The sequence below is a fragment of the Paenibacillus sp. PL91 genome (assembly GCF_012935325.2).
Lineage (GTDB): Bacteria > Bacillota > Bacilli > Paenibacillales > Paenibacillaceae > Pristimantibacillus.
In genome coordinates this window covers 183257-198934 of sequence record NZ_JABBYG020000010.1, presented here as the reverse complement: position 1 = coordinate 198934, position 15678 = coordinate 183257, and the positions used below count along the sequence as shown (strand labels likewise).

The following is a 15678-nucleotide window of genomic DNA, read 5'->3' as shown; positions in this document are numbered from 1 at the left end:
ATTAGGAATTTATGAATTACAAAATGCCCTTTAAGCCATCCGCCGCCTCCTGCTGCGAATACGCTCCCCCTCTTACTGCCGCTCTTACATCCTCTATCGTTAATTCCCGCAAGCCGAATTCCCCTCTCGTTTCGTTTCGATTCTGCGAATTCCTTTTTTGCTTACTTCATCCAATGATTCCTCATAGCCAGCGTCGGCATATCGCAAAACGCCAAGCCCCGTGTCATTGTCGAGCGTCGTCTTCAGTCTGAGCTCCGCATCGGCCGTGCCATCCGCAACGAGCGTTACGCCTGCGCTTGTCATATAGCCGCTGTAGCCGCCGCCGCCCGAATGAATCGCGACAAGATCGGCCATGGAAGAACAGTTAATCATCGCATTCAGCAGCGGCCAATCGGATATAGCATCGCTGCCGTCCTTCATGTTCTCGGTCATAATATTCGGATGCGTCATCGCGCCTGCATCCAGATGGTCGCGCGAGAAGGCAATGGGTCCGCTTAGCTCGCCCGCCTGCACCATCGCGTTAACCGCTAATGCCAGCTTCGTTCGGTCTCCGTGGCCGAACCAGCCGATTCGTGCAGGCAGTCCTTCGACTGGAACGTACTCATTCGCGAGGCGAATCCAGTTCACGACCACCTCATTGTCGCTAAAATGCTCCAATATATATTGATCTATCTTTCGAATATCGTTGGCATCGCCGCTCAGCGCGACCCATCGGAACGGTCCAATCGCCCGTGCGAACAGCGGCCTGAGGAAGGCTTCCGTAAACACAGCGATATCGAATGCATCCTTCACTCCGGATTGCTGCGCTTGCGAGCGAATATTGTTGCCATTGTCAAAAACGACCGCACCTCTGCGCTGGAACTCCAGCATCGCTTCCACTTCCGCAGCAATAGACGCGCCTGCGTCCGATTGAAGCTTATCGGGCGCCGTCTTGCGCAGCTCAGCAGCCTTCTCCAAACTATAGCCAGCCGGTATATAGCCGTACATCAGGTCATGCGCCGAGGTTTGGTCGGTCACGACATCCGGCTGGATGCCTCTGCGGATTAATTCCGGATAAATGTCGGCTGCGTTTCCAAGCAGGCCTACGGATAAGCTCTCTTTCGACCTGCAAGCTTCCCCAATCCATTCAAGCGCCTCATCCAAGCTTGCCGTTTTCCTCTGCAAATAACCGATTTCGATCCGTTTATCGATTCTAGCCTCGGACACTTCCACGCATAAAATGGCCGCGCCAGCCATCGTTCCGGCAAGCGGCTGCGCTCCGCCCATTCCGCCGAGGCCCGCTGTTAAGATGAATTTCCCAGCAAGACTGCCGTCAAAACGCATTCTAGCGATCGATTGAAAAATCTCATAAGTCCCCTGTATAACCCCTTGGGAGCCGATATATTGCCATGCGGCTGCTGTCAATCCGCCCCAAATAATCAAGCCTTGCTCCTGATATTTATAAAAATTTTCGCTTGTTGCCCATTTGCCCACCATATTGCAATTCGCCATGACAACAATCGGCGCGTATTTATGCGTGCGCATGATGCCAATCGGCTTCCCTGATTGAATAACAAGCGTCTCTTCCTCCTCCAGCGATTTGAGCGTGCTGACTATGGCATGATAGGAATCCCAATTGCGGGCCGCTTTCCCAAGCGCAGCATATACGGTCAGCTCCTGCTGATTCTCGCCGTTTTCGAGAACATTCTCGAGCATGCGCAGCAGCGCTTCCTGCCTCCAGCCCTTGCACCGAAGCTCGCCGCCTCTTGCAGCTAAAATTTTATCCATATTCCACCCAACACTCCTTTTTATCATTATTCAATAATTGGTTTCTATTAATCAATAAAATATCAAATGAACACCTGATAGTCAATGTTTTTTGTCGCTAAAATGTTACTTTAAGTAACGCACTAGGAATAGACTGCTTTATTAGTGTACATGCCGCATTCTAATTTTTCAAAATCATTTTGACCAACTCCCCTTACGCTTGATGGTTTCTATATAAATAGCTGTTTAGGTGATAGGCTGAAAGTTTGCTGAATGGCCGTGCAAACAGGTGCATCTTTTGTTCAAAACGACGATAATAGAGGGGTATACCGTGAAAGGGGAATTGGACATGACATCCTTTAAGGGGATTAAAATATTGCTGGTGGATGACGAACCGAACATCGTGCAGTTTCTGGAGCTTGGGCTTGTGAATGAAGGGTTTGACATTCGAGTTGCTTACGATGGAGAAGCCGCGTTGATGGAGGCTGCCGCTTTCAAGCCTCATGTCGTTATCTTAGACATCATGATGCCAGGGATGAACGGTTTTGAGGTTTGTCAGGCGCTTCGCGCTGCTGGCGACAATATCGCCGTCATCATGCTGACGGCTAAGGATGAGGTCGAGGATCGCGTCAAAGGCTTGACGCTTGGCGCAGACGATTATCTCGTTAAGCCGTTCAGCTTCAGCGAGCTGCTCGCGCGCATCGGCGCAAGGCTTCGCAACCAGTTTCCCAATCTGCTTGGCGAAGCCGTTTATGGGCCGTTTCGTCTGGATGAAAGGCGCAAGGAGCTTATTTACTTGGAGCAGGTGCTTGAGCTGTCGCCTACCGAATACGAGCTGCTGCGGTTCATCCTTTTGAACAATGGCGTCGTGCTTAGCAAATCGCTTATTTTGGACAAGGTATGGGGCTATCAATTCGGCGGGGAAGAGAACATTGTTGAGGTGTATATTCGCTCGCTCCGCGATAAATTGAACGACAAGGAGCATCGGCTCATTCGAACGCTTCGGGGCGCAGGCTATCGGATGGACTTGCCATGAACAGGCTGAGAACAAACTCAATTGCCCGGCTGCTTGCTCCCGGTTCGCTCCGGTATCAGCTTTTAAATCGTTCCTTGCTTATATTGGCTGCCTTGCTGTTGCTTATCGGCGTCCTCCAATATGTCATCATGAAGGACTTTGTTTTCAAAAACAAAGCTGAATCCTTAAACGCTCAAGTCATGTCAATGCCGATGGATTGGTTTATGGATGAAGCAACTCTTAATGAAGGAATGGACGGCAAGCGTTCTGAACAAGGCAATGCTACTATCGATAATGCCCCTTCCGATCGGCCGTCAAGAAACCACCGGGACTCGCCGATGTTTTATCAGCCCGGCTTATCCATTGTACTGATCGGCCAAGACGGCACGATTACCGATGTGTCGAAGGATACAACCGCCAGCGCGCCGCTCCTGTCCGAGAAACAATATGGGCAAATATCAAATCAGCTTCAGGCTCGTAAGCAGGTTGACTACCAAATCGTCGACAATGCGCAAGGAAAGGAGCAGCTTGTCGTCTTTCGCCTTGCTGGTCCTCCGGGCAGAGCTGCAGGCATCATTCAAGTAAGCACGGAAACGGATTCGCTAAAGCAGCTGCTCATGACCCAGCTCGCCATATTCACGGGATTGTCAGCTCTTGCGCTTGCCGCTGGGCTCGCGCTCTATTTGCCGCTGCTTCGACGAACGCTTAGGCCCTTGTCCCATGTCGTGCTCGCCGTCCAGCATACCGATGCGGGCAGCTTGACGAAGCGCATACCTGCAAGCCATGGACAGGAGGAAATTGACCGCTTGTCGGAAGCGTTCAACGGCATGCTTGAGCGATTGGACATCTCCTTCGAGTCCGAGCGGAAAACAACGGAAAAAATGCGCCGATTCATTGCCGACGCCTCGCATGAGCTTCGGACGCCGCTTACGTCCATTCACGGATTTCTAGAGGTGCTGCTGCGCGGGGCCGCGTCCAATCCGGACCAGCTCCATCGCGCGCTAACCAGCATGCAGCTCGAATCAAGGCGCATCAATAAGCTTGTCGAGGACCTGCTTGCGCTTGCGAAGCTCGATCAAGACCCGCAGCTTCAGCTTGCCGATACGCGGCTGGATGAGCTGCTGCGGGAGATGGAGCCGCAATTGCAATTGATTGCCGGCAGCCGTAAAGTTGAGCTAGCTCCGCTGCCGCGTGTGAGCGGCCGCTTCCATGCCGATAAGCTCAAGCAGGTGGTGCTCAATTTATTTCTTAACGCGGTGCAGCATACCGATTCGGAATCGGGCACGATCAGCATCTCGCTTGCGCAGCATAACAACCAAGCCGAATTAACCGTTGCCGATAATGGCATTGGCATTCAAGCTGAGCATTTGCCGCATTTATTTGAACGATTTTATCGCAGCGAGTCTTCCAGAACGCGCAAAAATGGCGGAGCCGGGCTTGGCCTCTCCATTACCCAATCAATCGTCGATGCCCATCAGGGAATCATTGAAGTAACGAGTCATCCTAACGAAGGGACAACCTTTCGAATTGTGCTTCCGACCGACCTGTGACTGTAAGCTCGCAATTAGAAGTCTAAAATATTCGACAGTACAATATTTTTCCGCTAAACGGCAACTATGTAATATCCGTTATGAACTTTTCCATCGATGCATCGGCTTGAAAATGACGTTTTAACTCGGTAGCCGAAGCGAAATTTTTGCTGCCTCTGCCGGGTAGCTTACTCTTGCTGCCTACGCAAAAACACCTCAAGGTTGTCTCCATATCTTACGACACGGTTGCATTCTCTTGAAGGTGTTTTGTTTTGTCTCACGTTATGGTGTCAGTCCCTCCCATTGAGGGAGGATGAACGCCTGCTATTTTTTTGTTATTTCATTAATGTGCTCCCGTTTGCACAAGCTCCGCCGAGGCAGCTCTCCCCTTGAGCGCAAGCGAGAGAACCGTTATTCCCCAGCACACGGCGGAAATCAGCAGCATATTCACGACATAGGAGGATACCGAACCTCCGCTTCCGTAGATTAACTTCATATAACCTTGGATCGCGTTCGGAGCAGGCAGAAAATGCCCAAGCTGACGGTAAAAGCCGGTGAGCATAATCGCCGGTATAATGTTGCCGGCTGTAAGCAATTGCAGCGGCACTAAGGCGACGTTAAACAAAGGTCCGGCTTGTCCGAATAAGGAAAAAGCCATTTGCGTAACGCAAATGCAGGTTAAGTAAACGAGCATATGATAAGCCCACATGGCTAGAAACGAGCTATGAACATCTACAAACAGCATCGCCGCTCCGGTAATGAGCAGAGGGAAAATAACAATAATAAGCAAATATAGCTTCTGTCTCGCAAAAAATATTTCCCATTTGCTGAATTCGCGCTGCAGCTTCAAGGATGATAAATTCATTTGGATGTTCATCGTCATGACAGCAATGTACGTAATAAACCCTAGTATCATCGGAAGCATTGAGGTCGAGAAGTTGGCAACCGTATTGGTCTTGACGATTTCCGCCTGCACTGGCAGCTCAGATAAGCCGGTTAGTCTACCGCTCACCTCGCGTGTTATTTGCTCGGCAACTGACTCCATAATGCCCTTTGCAACATCTGAATTCGCTTGATTCACATAATACGTAATCGCCCCGCTCCCAGTGTTTTGTACATGCTCCGCAAGCGTTGCAGGAATGCTAATGACCATTTGAAGATCGCCTTCGTTCATTCTCTTCTGTGCTTCCTCAAGCGTTGCAATCCGTTCAGCATGGAAAGGGACGTTCTCAGCAATTTGATCTGCAATAGCCGCTCCTGCTGAATCTTCCGCCACAAAAGCGACATGCAGTTGGTCCACATGCTCGGTGGCTCCGTTATAACCCGTCATCCAAAAAACAACGAATAAGAGAGGCACAACTAATCCAAATATCAACCCCACCGTAGTAGTCGGCGCCTTCATAAAACTTTTAAATACATTCAATTCAAACAACTCCCAGCTCATATTTATACTGTCATATGATATAGTTGCATATGCATGTATATAACAAAAAATTATTTTGATAGATTACTGTACAATTTATTGATTACTCTCACAAACACTTCGATGTCCTTATCCGAAATACCCTCGGATGCCATTGTATGAATAGCCTCTACATGGGTAATAAGCAGCTCGGCCAGCTCTTTTCCTTTTGGCGTCAAATAGAGCAAAAAAGCTCTACGGTCACTTGGATCGTCTTTGCGAAGAATAAGCTCCTTCCGTTCCAGCTTGTCCAGCACCTTGCCGATGCTCGTCTGATCTCGAACGATCAGCTCAGACAATTGCTTTTGCGATATCCCATCCTTTAGGCATAAACGATTCAGCACCCCGTATTGTTCAGGCGTAACATCGTAAGGGAGCAGTACACGGTTGAGCACTTTTTTATTCGCAATGCTAGTCCGCGTCAGCAGAAAACCGATCGAACGCTGATTTATATCGAAACCCACCGCAATCTCCTCCTGCCTTGAAAATACATGCAAATGCTATTATCCATTTCGTTATTATATGGCATTGCGTCAAAAAAAAGCAAGACGAGCTTTAGTGCTCCAGCACAAACTCGTCCAGCTTTTGACCTTCCACATCGTACGCCTGATAGGTTAACGAATCCCCGCTGACCGAAATGCCCGCGAACATTTGCTTCCCATTTTGAAAATGGACCTTGTGATAGAACTGGTCCTTCTTCTTCTCGTTAAATTTCTGTCCTGACGTATTCGTCACGACATAGACCGTTCCCTCACGATTTTGAACCGCAGCCTCGCCGTCGCCGACAATTTGTCCGTCGCGCAGCGGATAGGACCTTGAATATTCATGATTGTGGCCCTGCAGCACCAAATCAACCTTAAATTCATCGAACAGCTTCGTCCAATCCTTCACTTTCTTATACGTATTGCCGCCGTAGGGACCTTGATGCAGCGCGACGATTTTCCAAGGCTTATTCGTGCTCTCGAGATCGCTGCTCAGCCACTTTGTCTGCTCCTTGATGTTCGATTCGGAATTTAAAAAGACAAAATGGACGGGACCGTAATCAAAGGAGTAATTTGTGCCTGGGAGTGATCCTTCTGTGCCATTGTCAGGCAAATGAAAATGGGATACGAAACGTCCAGCTTGTCCATCCACCTCGTCATGATTGCCGGTAACCGGCATAAAGGGAATCTGCGTTACCCACTTGCTTGCTTTTGCGAATAAATAAGTCCACGCCTGCTCATCCTCCGGCTCCTCGGTCAAATCTCCGTTATGAACGAGGAATGCTGCGCTCGGAAATGTCGCAAACGCCTTGTCCAACGTATTTCCCCACAGCTCAAAATCCTGCTCCGTCACGCCTTGCGAATCCGTCACGTTAATGAAGCTGAACGAATCGAGCTCCTTAGGCTCCGTCTCAAATACGGCGGCATCGCTCCAGCCCTTCGTTTCTCCGCTTCCCACCCGGTAGCGATAGGCCGTTCCCGGCTCAAGTCCGGCCGCCTCAGCTTTATGGACGGCTTGCTCGCTTCCGCCGCCTGTATCAATCGTTGAAGTCTTGCCTGTAAAGGTCATTACCCGCTCGTCATTCCAGTCCATAGAGGCATCCTCCTTCATTAACTGAACGACCGAAGCGGCCTGCCGATTCGAGCTATGCCAAGTAAAAGCGCGGCTGGTCATCGGATCGCCCCTGAGCGTAGTGACGATGGCAGCCGGCTTTTGCGATCTTTCGACCTTCAGCCACTCCGCTGCGGCTGCGCCTGCAAGAAGCAGCGCGCAGCATACGAGCACGACCAGCAAATCCTTGCGTATTTTCAAGGCCTGTCCCCTCCTTCATCTTTGCATGATGCTCAATCTATCTTATCAAAAACCTCGCAACCGGCGCATTCAGCAATCTTTCAGCCAGCCTTAAGTTAAGAATAAGTAAAGGCCCCTACAATAACATTTGTAAGCAACAAGGGGCGCTGAACAAGAAAAGAGGTGTGAAATGAACAAAAATTTAACGTATCGCAACGAGCTGAAATTTTTCATTAATTATCATCAATCCTTCATTAATACGCCAGCGGCTGAAGGATCTGATGGAGCAAGACAAGCATGTCGGGCCGACTGGCGAATATCATATCCGAAGCTTGTACTTTGATGACATCAACAACAAGGCGCTGCACGAGAAGCTGGGCGGTGTGCGGGACCGGGTCAAGTATCGCATCCGAATTTATAACGGTCAAGACAACATCATTCATTTTGAGAAAAAAATTAAATTCAAAGACTATATCGCCAAGGTGAAGGAACCACTTACCAGGGATATGTACGATAGGCTGATGGCTGGCGACTATGATGTGCTGAAAGAACCGAACAAGCCGCTTTTGAACGAAATTCATGACGAAATGAGCCATCATCTGCTGAGGCCGAAGGTCATCGTCGATTATGTCCGCGAGCCGTACGTATGCGATAACGGCAATGTGCGGATCACGTTTGACAAGGAGCTGCGCACCGGACTGCACGCCGTCGATATTTTTGACAAAAGCGTAGAGCCGATTCGTGCCCTTGATAATGACCTGATCATACTGGAGGTCAAGTACGATGCCTACATGCCGGCTTATATCAAAATCGCCTTGCAGCTAGAAGGCTTGAACCGGCAATCGGCTTCAAAATACGTCATTTGCCGCAAACATTTGAAATTCAACATTTGGGAGGATTATTAAAATGGAAACAACGACAACTGCAGCGGCAGAGACTGGGGCTACGACCAATTTTGCCGATCTATTAAAAAATTCAGTGATGGAAAACGTTGCTTCAGACATCAGCCTTTCAAAAATATTGATTACGCTAGGCGTCGCATTTCTGCTTGGCTTCTTCATTTACTTGCTCTACAAACGAATCTTTAGCGGCGTGCTTTATTCGAAAAGCTTTAACGTATCGCTCATTGGCATGACCATGATTACGGCTGTCGTCATTATCGCGATTAATTCCAATCTCGTACTCTCGCTAGGTATGGTCGGCGCGCTATCCATCGTACGTTTCAGAACGCCAATTAAAGATCCAACCGACCTGATCTTCCTATTCTGGGCCGCGGTTGCTGGTATCGTTACAGGCGCGGGCTTCTTCACTCTAGCGGTAATCGGCTCTGTCGTCGTCGGTCTCATTCTCTTCTTCTTCGTCAAGGGCGGATCTGTCGAGACGCCTTACCTGCTAGTCGTCAACTGCGATAGCGATGCAACCGAGCAGCTCATTCATAAACAAGTCGGAACGCTTGTGAAGCGTTATAACGTAAAGCAAAAAACAGTCACGCAAGACAATATAGAAATGACGCTTGAAGTTCGTCTGCGCGACGAAACCGGACGTTTCGTTAACCAATTGACGGAGCTGGCTGGCGTTCGCAATGCGGTGCTTATTAGCTATAGCGGGGATTATGTGTCCTAATCGGGAGGTGCTTAAATGAAAGCGAAAGCTCATGTTTTTTTAATATGCTTTTGCTCCATTCTCCTGATTATCGGATTGACGGGATGTGCCGTCGGCGGCACGTCCTTCAGCCTCACCAGCTCGGGCAAAACGGCGAGTGCCAGTGATAAATCAGCGGATGAGCAAACGCTCGATGAAACGGTTTTTCCGAAGGATAAGGTCGTTGATGTTAACATTACGATTGATGAAGCCGAGTTCCAAAGCCTGCTGGATAATGCCAGCGCTGAGGAATACAAGGAAGCGACCGTTGAATATAACGGGCAAACCTTCGAAAATGTCGGCATACGCGCAAAAGGCAATCTTAGTCTGAGAAGCGTCGTCAATATGGCCGATTCTGACAGATACAGCTTCAAAATATCGTTTGATGAGTATGTCAATCAGACGCTAGAAGGAATAACTAAAATCAACTTGAACAATAATTACAGTGATGCTTCGTATATGAGAGAATTTCTTGCCTACGAGCTCGCAGAGGATATGGGACTTCCTACACCAAAATATTCGTACGTAAATGTGTATGTTAACGATGAGCTATGGGGCTTTTATTTAGCTGTCGAGCAAATCGGGGATTCTTATCTGGAGCGGAATTTTGACAATGCCTACGGGGCGCTATACAAAGCGAACGGCGGTACGGGAAGCGAGCTTAACTGGCTGAAAACAATCGAATCCTACACAGGGCTCGATCTGAAATCCGAAAAATCAAATGACGATATTTTGCTCGATATGCTCGATGAGCTGAACAATGGAACAGACATTGAGAGTGTGCTGAACGTCGATGAAGCTTTAGGGTTTATCGCTTTAAACGTGCTTACAAGCAACATGGACAGCTACTTAGGGCAAAATAAGCATAATTATTATCTGTATGAGGATGATGGCCTTTTTAACGTACTCCCATGGGATTATAATATGGCCTTCGGAGGCTTAGGCGGATCTGGCATTTTAATCGATGAGCCGACTACCGGCAATTTGGCAGAACGTCCTTTAGTCGCCAAACTGCTAGCGGTCGATGAATATAAAGAAACCTATCATGAAATTGTTGCAAAAGCGATTGAGGGCTACTTGTCTATGGACGTATTAGCAGCAAAGGTGCAGGAAATCCGTGACCTGATTTCACCCTATGTGAAAGCTGATCCATCTTCCTTCTATACCTATGACGAATATGAGAGCGGAATCGCCACGGTGCTCTCGCTAAATACAACACAAACGACCAGCATCGCCCAGCAGAATGCCGGACAAAACGATGCCGCTGGCCAAAACGCCGCTGCTCCAAACGGCCAAGCGCAGCAGGGCGGATTTGGCGGCGGCCAACCGCCAGATGGTCAAGGGGGCGGCATGGGCGATAGGTTCGGCGGCGGTATGGGCGGCGGAGGGTTCGCCGGACCGGGCGGCGCGGGAGCGCAAGCCGTCCAGACACAAGGCAGCCCTAAGGAAGCCGCTACTGTCGGAATTACGCTTATTATTCTGCTACTTTCCTGCGCATTCATCGTTTTCTATAAGCGAAAACGACTGTAGCATCCACGAAAGAAAAGAGGATCGCTTCTTCGCCGTAAGGCGGATTAGCGATCCTCTTCGTTTTGCCTCATCCTAATCGATTAATTCGGTGAAATCATTCTGAGCAGTATATGAACCTTCGGGATCTGATAGCCGCCGATCTCTTGTACATTAAGTACCATAAGTCCATTGACAACCGACAGGTAAGAAGCAATCATTTCCTCGAGATCGCCAGCGATAATCTGGCCAGCCGCCTGTCCCTCTTGGAACAATGGCAGCAATTGATTAACGGCTGCCTTCATCGAATAGTCTTCGATAAGCTGCTTTACCTTTTCTGGCACACCCTCTGACGTTCTCGCCTGATGAATCAGCATAAAATAATCCGTGCCGCTTTCATCAAGCATATCATGGGTTAATGACTTAATCTTGTCGATCGGCGAGCCCGGATAATCGTACACATTCCGCATCGCATCTTGCGCTGCGATCATGGCATGTTCGACAAGCGTGATGAAAAGCTCTTCTTTTGACTTAAAGTAATGGTAAAGCAAGCCATGGCTAATGCCAGCTTCTGCTGCGATCATGCTCATCTTCGTACCATTAATGCCTCTCCGGGAAAAAACCTTCAAGGCTGCGCCCGCAATCTGCTCCTTACGTTCATCACGAATATGATGAAGCTGTTCATCGTTTAAAGGCGCCAATTCATCCTTCACTCCTTACTGAGGTATAATCTTATCCAGCACTTCCTCAAGCGGCAAACCATGCTCTTCCAAAAGCTCTGCGAGCAGCTTCCGCCCTTCGTCTGAAGCATGAAGCACCGTGCTGACCATATCCAAATTATACAGCTCCCGCAGCGGAACCGATAGCGTATTCACTGCCCAGTACATGCCGAAGAGCTGATAATTTTGATTCCCTGTTCCCTCTTTGAGCACTAGATCCATGAACCGCCGGCCAAATGCAATCCCTTTAAGCGGCTCGGAGGCAGCCTCATATTCAACACCCTCCCACTCCAATACAGCTGAGCAATTCAACCACCAAGTAGGCGTGATGACCGCATCTTGCATCTTCCTGAGCAGCCTTTGCTCGAAATGAGCCTCAGGGTTAATCAAATGCTCTTGCAGATGGGCGTCCAGTAAATCCGCCTCGATCGCCGCAACCGTCATTCCTTGGCCGAAGATGGGATCATAGATACAATAGGCATCGCCTATCACTAACAATCCAGAAGGCCATTTCTCCATTTGCTCATAATGACGACGATACAGCTCATTGACGTGAAAACCGCGCAGCGGCGTAATCGGTTCAAGCTCTTGCAAAATCTCTCCAATTAGTGGAGATGGAAGCGCAGCAACCGCCTCGTCGAATTGTTCTGCCATCGTTGGCGGATATTGTCCGCCGGGACGATATAGCACGATTTCAGCCACTTCATTCTCAATAAAGGAAAAGACGCCTGTAAACGTCCCGTTTGACGGTTGACCCATGATGTTAATAACATCCCATTCCTCGGACAAATGAGCCATATGGGCAGGCAACTTGTACCGCCTTGTGCTATAGCCAATAGATGCTTTCATGATGTCAGCAGCAGGCACCTCGTAGCCTAGCTCCTCCAGCCATTGCGTCAGCTTGGAAGCTCGGCCGCTTGCATCCACTACGAGATCAGCAAGCCATTTCTTCCCGCTTCCGGCGGCTTCTCCGCGATCCCGGACCTCAACGCCAATAACGGCAGCCTGATCCGTAGTTGTAATAAGCCTAAGCACATCATGCTTTGGCATAAACCTCACATTCGAAATTGCTTTTACACGTCTGTGTATGACCCACTCGAGAGCCGCCCGGCTAAATTTGATATCATCTCTATCGTAAGGCCCGGCTACCGTTCCATATTGCGTCATGATATGAGCAGTCTTATTCAGGGAAGAGGGAGATCCAAGCTTTCTTAAATCCTCCTCATAGCCGGGAAAAAGCTGTTCTGTGATCATCTTACCACGCGCCGTGAAGCGATGGGGATGAAAACCGTGCGGTACGCCTACGCGATCCACGGGAAGATCGGGAAATTCATCCTTGTCGATGATGAGCACATCCTCGAAATATTGCGAAAGCACTCTTGCCGTCATCAAGCCGGCTATGCTTCCTCCGATTACAATTGCTTTTTCCCTTTTTGGAATTCTGCTCATGTTTATCGCTCCTTTGATTTTCGATTGATTCATTCAGTCAATAACTAGCCAAACGAAACCATTTCAATGAAGACGGCAAGGATCAGTACAAAGATTAGTTCATAGAATATAGAATGAATAGTGCATAGAATCGTGCAACAATATAAATGATAGTTTTAGATTGACTCATTCAGTCAACAATAGAATAAGGTATTTTTTTCTAGCTGTCAACTGACGTACAAGCCGTCTTTACAAAAAAAAAAGAGCCCTTCCTCGGTCAATGTGATCATTGATTAGGATAGCTAGCTCTTTTTCAGATTAACATTGTTTTAAGCTTGATGCAGCTACGCCAAGCTAATAACGGATGATCCGGCAAGCTCAGCAATAAGCTCAAGCGACGGCATCGAAGGAATCGCTCCCTTGCCTGTCGCGGTAAGCGCGCCCATCGCGTTAGCGAATGCGAGCAAGGCGCTAAGCTGCTCCTGCGTCCACTCGCTTTGGCCCACCGCTTGCCGAGTAAGGAGTCCATAAAGAATGCCGGCTAGGAAAGCATCCCCTGCGCCTGTCGTATCCTGTACCTCCACGCTATAGCCAGCATGAGCCGCCGTGACCTCGCCTGCACGGCAGTAGCTGCCGCTCGCACCTAGCGTGACAAGCAGCATAGACAGTGAAGCGAACTGCTCGCATAGCAGCTTGGTGCCCGCTTCAAGCTCGCTCGTTCCTGTTAAGAATAGCAGCTCTTCCTCAGACAGCTTCACTATATCTGCGTACTTCAGCCCCTCCAATATGCGCTCCTTCGCCAGCGCTTCATTGTCCCATAATGACAATCGCAGATTCGGGTCGTAAGAGATCAGTAAGCCTTGACTTCTCGCATAAGAGGCTGTCTCAATCGTCGCGGTCCGCGAAGGCTCATGCGTCATCGAGATGGAGCCGTAATGGAAAATTTTCGCTGCATCGATCTGCTCACGGTTAACGTCCTCTGTGCGCAGCATATGGTCGGCGCCCGGATCGCGATAGAACGAGAAGGAACGGTCGCCGCTAGCGTCCAAATGGACAAAAGCGAGAGTTGTATTCGCCTCAGCCGAGTACTTTATACCATCCACTCGAATGCCGCTTTGCGCCAGCACGCCGCTCAAATAATGGCCAAATGCATCATCGCCTACCGCACCGATAAAAGCGGTGCTGCAGCCAAGCTTCGCTAGAGCTGCCAATACATTAGCAGGCGCTCCGCCCGGATTGCGCTCAAACAGCGGCTGCCCCTGCTCAGAAACGCCATTTGGCGTGAAATCGATCAGCAGCTCGCCCAGCGCAACAACGTCTATACCGCCCTCAACCTTTGCTTTCGTTACCAAATCGAGCTCAACTCCCAAACATCCAACGTTTCGATTATCGCCGTTCCTTGCAGGGCGAAGAAGACAATACCCACGTTAGCCGGATCGGGATAAAGCCGATTCGTAATCGCAACACGGCCCTCGCCTGCAAATAATTCAACCGAGGAACGATCGATAAACAGCCTTAGCAGCAAGCGTCCGTCCTCCGAGGGCGCAAGCGGCGCTTCGCTGACTCCGCCATCGCCTGCGCCCCCAAGATTACGATCCATATAGAGCTTTTGCTCAGCCAGCGCATATCGGATCTCCGTATACGAGGATCCGTCATCGGAGCAGCGAATCCGCAAGCCAACCTCTGACGCATCAGCCTGACTCAAATCAAACACGATATCGAGTTCGAGTGAATCACCTTGAACATGATCTACAGCAGTAAAACCGCTGCCTGCTAGAGTGATACTCGCTGCGGACACATGCGCTCCGCGCAGCGAAGCAAGCTCCGGCACAGGATGGCTCCGCACCGTTCCGTCCGCTGCCATTGTCAGCTCGCGCGGCAGCGTCATCGCTCCCAGCCATCCATGCGCCTGCTCCGGCATCGCAGCGCCCCAGATGTTCATCCATGCGATCATAATTCTTCTGCCTTGATCATCAATAAGCGTTTGAGGCGCATAGAAATCAAAGCCGTAGTCGATTTGCTCCATATGCTGCTTTTCAAAGCGGCAGCTTTCATAATCAAATTTTCCCGACAAATATAAGTTTTTGATTGGCGCAATATTCATTGGCGAGATGAGCAGCACATGCCGATCGCCTTCTCCAAGCGGAAACAGATCCGGGCATTCCCACATATCGCCCATCGTTCCGTCGCTCTCTGCCGCAGCGCCACGATATTCCCAGTAAAGCAAATCGCTCGACGTATAAATGATTCCTTTGCCCAAGCCGTCCTTGCCGTAACCGACTACCATATACCACAGGTCTTCATGCTTCCAAACTTTCGGATCACGGAAGCCGAAGCGTTTCTCGTCCGGCGAGTCCGCGATAACGGGATTGGCAGCATGCTTTTCGAACGTTATGCCATCCACGCTAGTCGCCAGGCATTGAGCCTCCTCCGGCTTTTTGCCATCGACATGCCCGGTAAAAATCAAGGCTAATACCCCATTATGGTCAACGGCGCTGCCTGACCAACAGCCCTGTCCGCCATTCCCCCCCTTGTCATAATCCTCGGATGGCGCAAGCGCAACCGGGAGATGCTCCCAATGCACAAGATCGCGGCTTTTTGCATGCCCCCAATGCATCGGTCCTTGCTTAGCCTGATAAGGATCATGCTGATAAAATAAATGATAATCTCCCTGCCAATAAATGAGCCCGTTCGGATCATTCATCCAGCCTGCTGGCGGCATCATATGGTAGTTGAGACGGAACGTCGTGTCCAGCGTCCCCCTATTTTCCTTCAGCGCTTCGTCGGCTTGTGCGATGAGAGCCTGATGCCTACCGCTTTTGCTTGTCGCATTTTCCAAAATCATCACCTATCCTTCCT

Annotated in this window: 12 protein-coding genes and 1 pseudogene; 5 read left to right on the top strand and 8 right to left on the bottom strand. The window is 49.7% G+C overall.

The features are described from left to right. Nucleotides 1–99: 99 nt before the first annotated feature. Nucleotides 100–1767 (bottom strand): thiourocanate hydratase, encoded by a 1668-nt coding sequence (locus tag HI950_RS22405; RefSeq protein ID WP_169082641.1) that lies wholly within the window; start codon nucleotides 1765–1767, stop codon nucleotides 100–102. 328 nt (nucleotides 1768–2095) lie between these two features. On the opposite strand from HI950_RS22405, the gene HI950_RS22400 reads away from it, so the two are divergent. After that, on the top strand, nucleotides 2096–2782 hold the full coding sequence (locus HI950_RS22400) for a response regulator transcription factor (protein WP_169082642.1): 687 nt from the start codon (nucleotides 2096–2098) through the stop codon (nucleotides 2780–2782). Continuing rightward, nucleotides 2779–4311: a sensor histidine kinase gene (locus HI950_RS22395; RefSeq protein ID WP_169082643.1), complete on the top strand. Its 1533-nt coding sequence runs from the start codon at nucleotides 2779–2781 to the stop codon at nucleotides 4309–4311. The genes HI950_RS22400 and HI950_RS22395 overlap by 4 nt, the downstream gene beginning before the upstream one ends. Before the next feature lie 322 nt (nucleotides 4312–4633). Here the strand turns inward: HI950_RS22395 and HI950_RS22390 are convergent, their stop codons facing one another. From HI950_RS22390 to HI950_RS22380, 3 genes are all read right to left on the bottom strand, one after another. Continuing rightward, nucleotides 4634–5713: a YhgE/Pip domain-containing protein gene (locus tag HI950_RS22390; protein ID WP_223285434.1), complete on the bottom strand. Its 1080-nt coding sequence runs from the start codon at nucleotides 5711–5713 to the stop codon at nucleotides 4634–4636. 71 nt (nucleotides 5714–5784) lie between these two features. Continuing rightward, the gene (locus HI950_RS22385; protein ID WP_169082644.1) at nucleotides 5785–6216 is read right to left on the bottom strand and encodes a MarR family winged helix-turn-helix transcriptional regulator; all 432 of its coding nucleotides are present in this window, start codon (nucleotides 6214–6216) and stop codon (nucleotides 5785–5787) included. A 91-nt stretch (nucleotides 6217–6307) separates the two neighbouring features. Then, a complete protein-coding gene (locus tag HI950_RS22380) occupies nucleotides 6308–7546 on the bottom strand; it encodes a purple acid phosphatase family protein (RefSeq protein WP_169082645.1) in 1239 nt (412 codons plus the stop codon). 169 nt (nucleotides 7547–7715) lie between these two features. Here HI950_RS22380 and HI950_RS22375 point away from each other — a divergent pair. The 3 genes and pseudogenes from HI950_RS22375 to HI950_RS22365 all read left to right on the top strand — a co-directional run bounded on the left by HI950_RS22375 (nucleotide 7716) and on the right by HI950_RS22365 (nucleotide 10696). Then, nucleotides 7716–8430, top strand: a pseudogene (locus tag HI950_RS22375) (polyphosphate polymerase domain-containing protein). 1 nt (nucleotide 8431) lies between these two features. Beyond that, on the top strand, nucleotides 8432–9148 hold the full coding sequence (locus HI950_RS22370; RefSeq protein WP_169082646.1) for a DUF4956 domain-containing protein: 717 nt from the start codon (nucleotides 8432–8434) through the stop codon (nucleotides 9146–9148). A gap of 15 nt (nucleotides 9149–9163) precedes the next feature. Then, nucleotides 9164–10696: a CotH kinase family protein gene (locus HI950_RS22365; protein ID WP_169082647.1), complete on the top strand. Its 1533-nt coding sequence runs from the start codon at nucleotides 9164–9166 to the stop codon at nucleotides 10694–10696. An 80-nt stretch (nucleotides 10697–10776) separates the two neighbouring features. Here the strand turns inward: HI950_RS22365 and HI950_RS22360 are convergent, their stop codons facing one another. The 4 genes from HI950_RS22360 to HI950_RS22345 form a co-directional block, all read right to left on the bottom strand. Next, entirely contained in the window at nucleotides 10777–11373 is a 597-nt protein-coding gene (locus HI950_RS22360) for a TetR/AcrR family transcriptional regulator (RefSeq protein ID WP_169082648.1), read from the bottom strand. A gap of 15 nt (nucleotides 11374–11388) precedes the next feature. Continuing rightward, nucleotides 11389–12840, bottom strand: a complete 1452-nt coding sequence (locus HI950_RS22355; protein WP_169082649.1) for an FAD-dependent oxidoreductase — start codon at nucleotides 12838–12840, stop codon at nucleotides 11389–11391. A gap of 323 nt (nucleotides 12841–13163) precedes the next feature. Then, nucleotides 13164–14171: a PfkB family carbohydrate kinase gene (locus HI950_RS22350; RefSeq protein WP_191297006.1), complete on the bottom strand. Its 1008-nt coding sequence runs from the start codon at nucleotides 14169–14171 to the stop codon at nucleotides 13164–13166. Next, on the bottom strand, nucleotides 14165–15664 hold the full coding sequence (locus HI950_RS22345) for a glycoside hydrolase family 32 protein (protein ID WP_169082650.1): 1500 nt from the start codon (nucleotides 15662–15664) through the stop codon (nucleotides 14165–14167). The genes HI950_RS22350 and HI950_RS22345 overlap by 7 nt, the downstream gene beginning before the upstream one ends. Nucleotides 15665–15678: the final 14 nt, after the last annotated feature.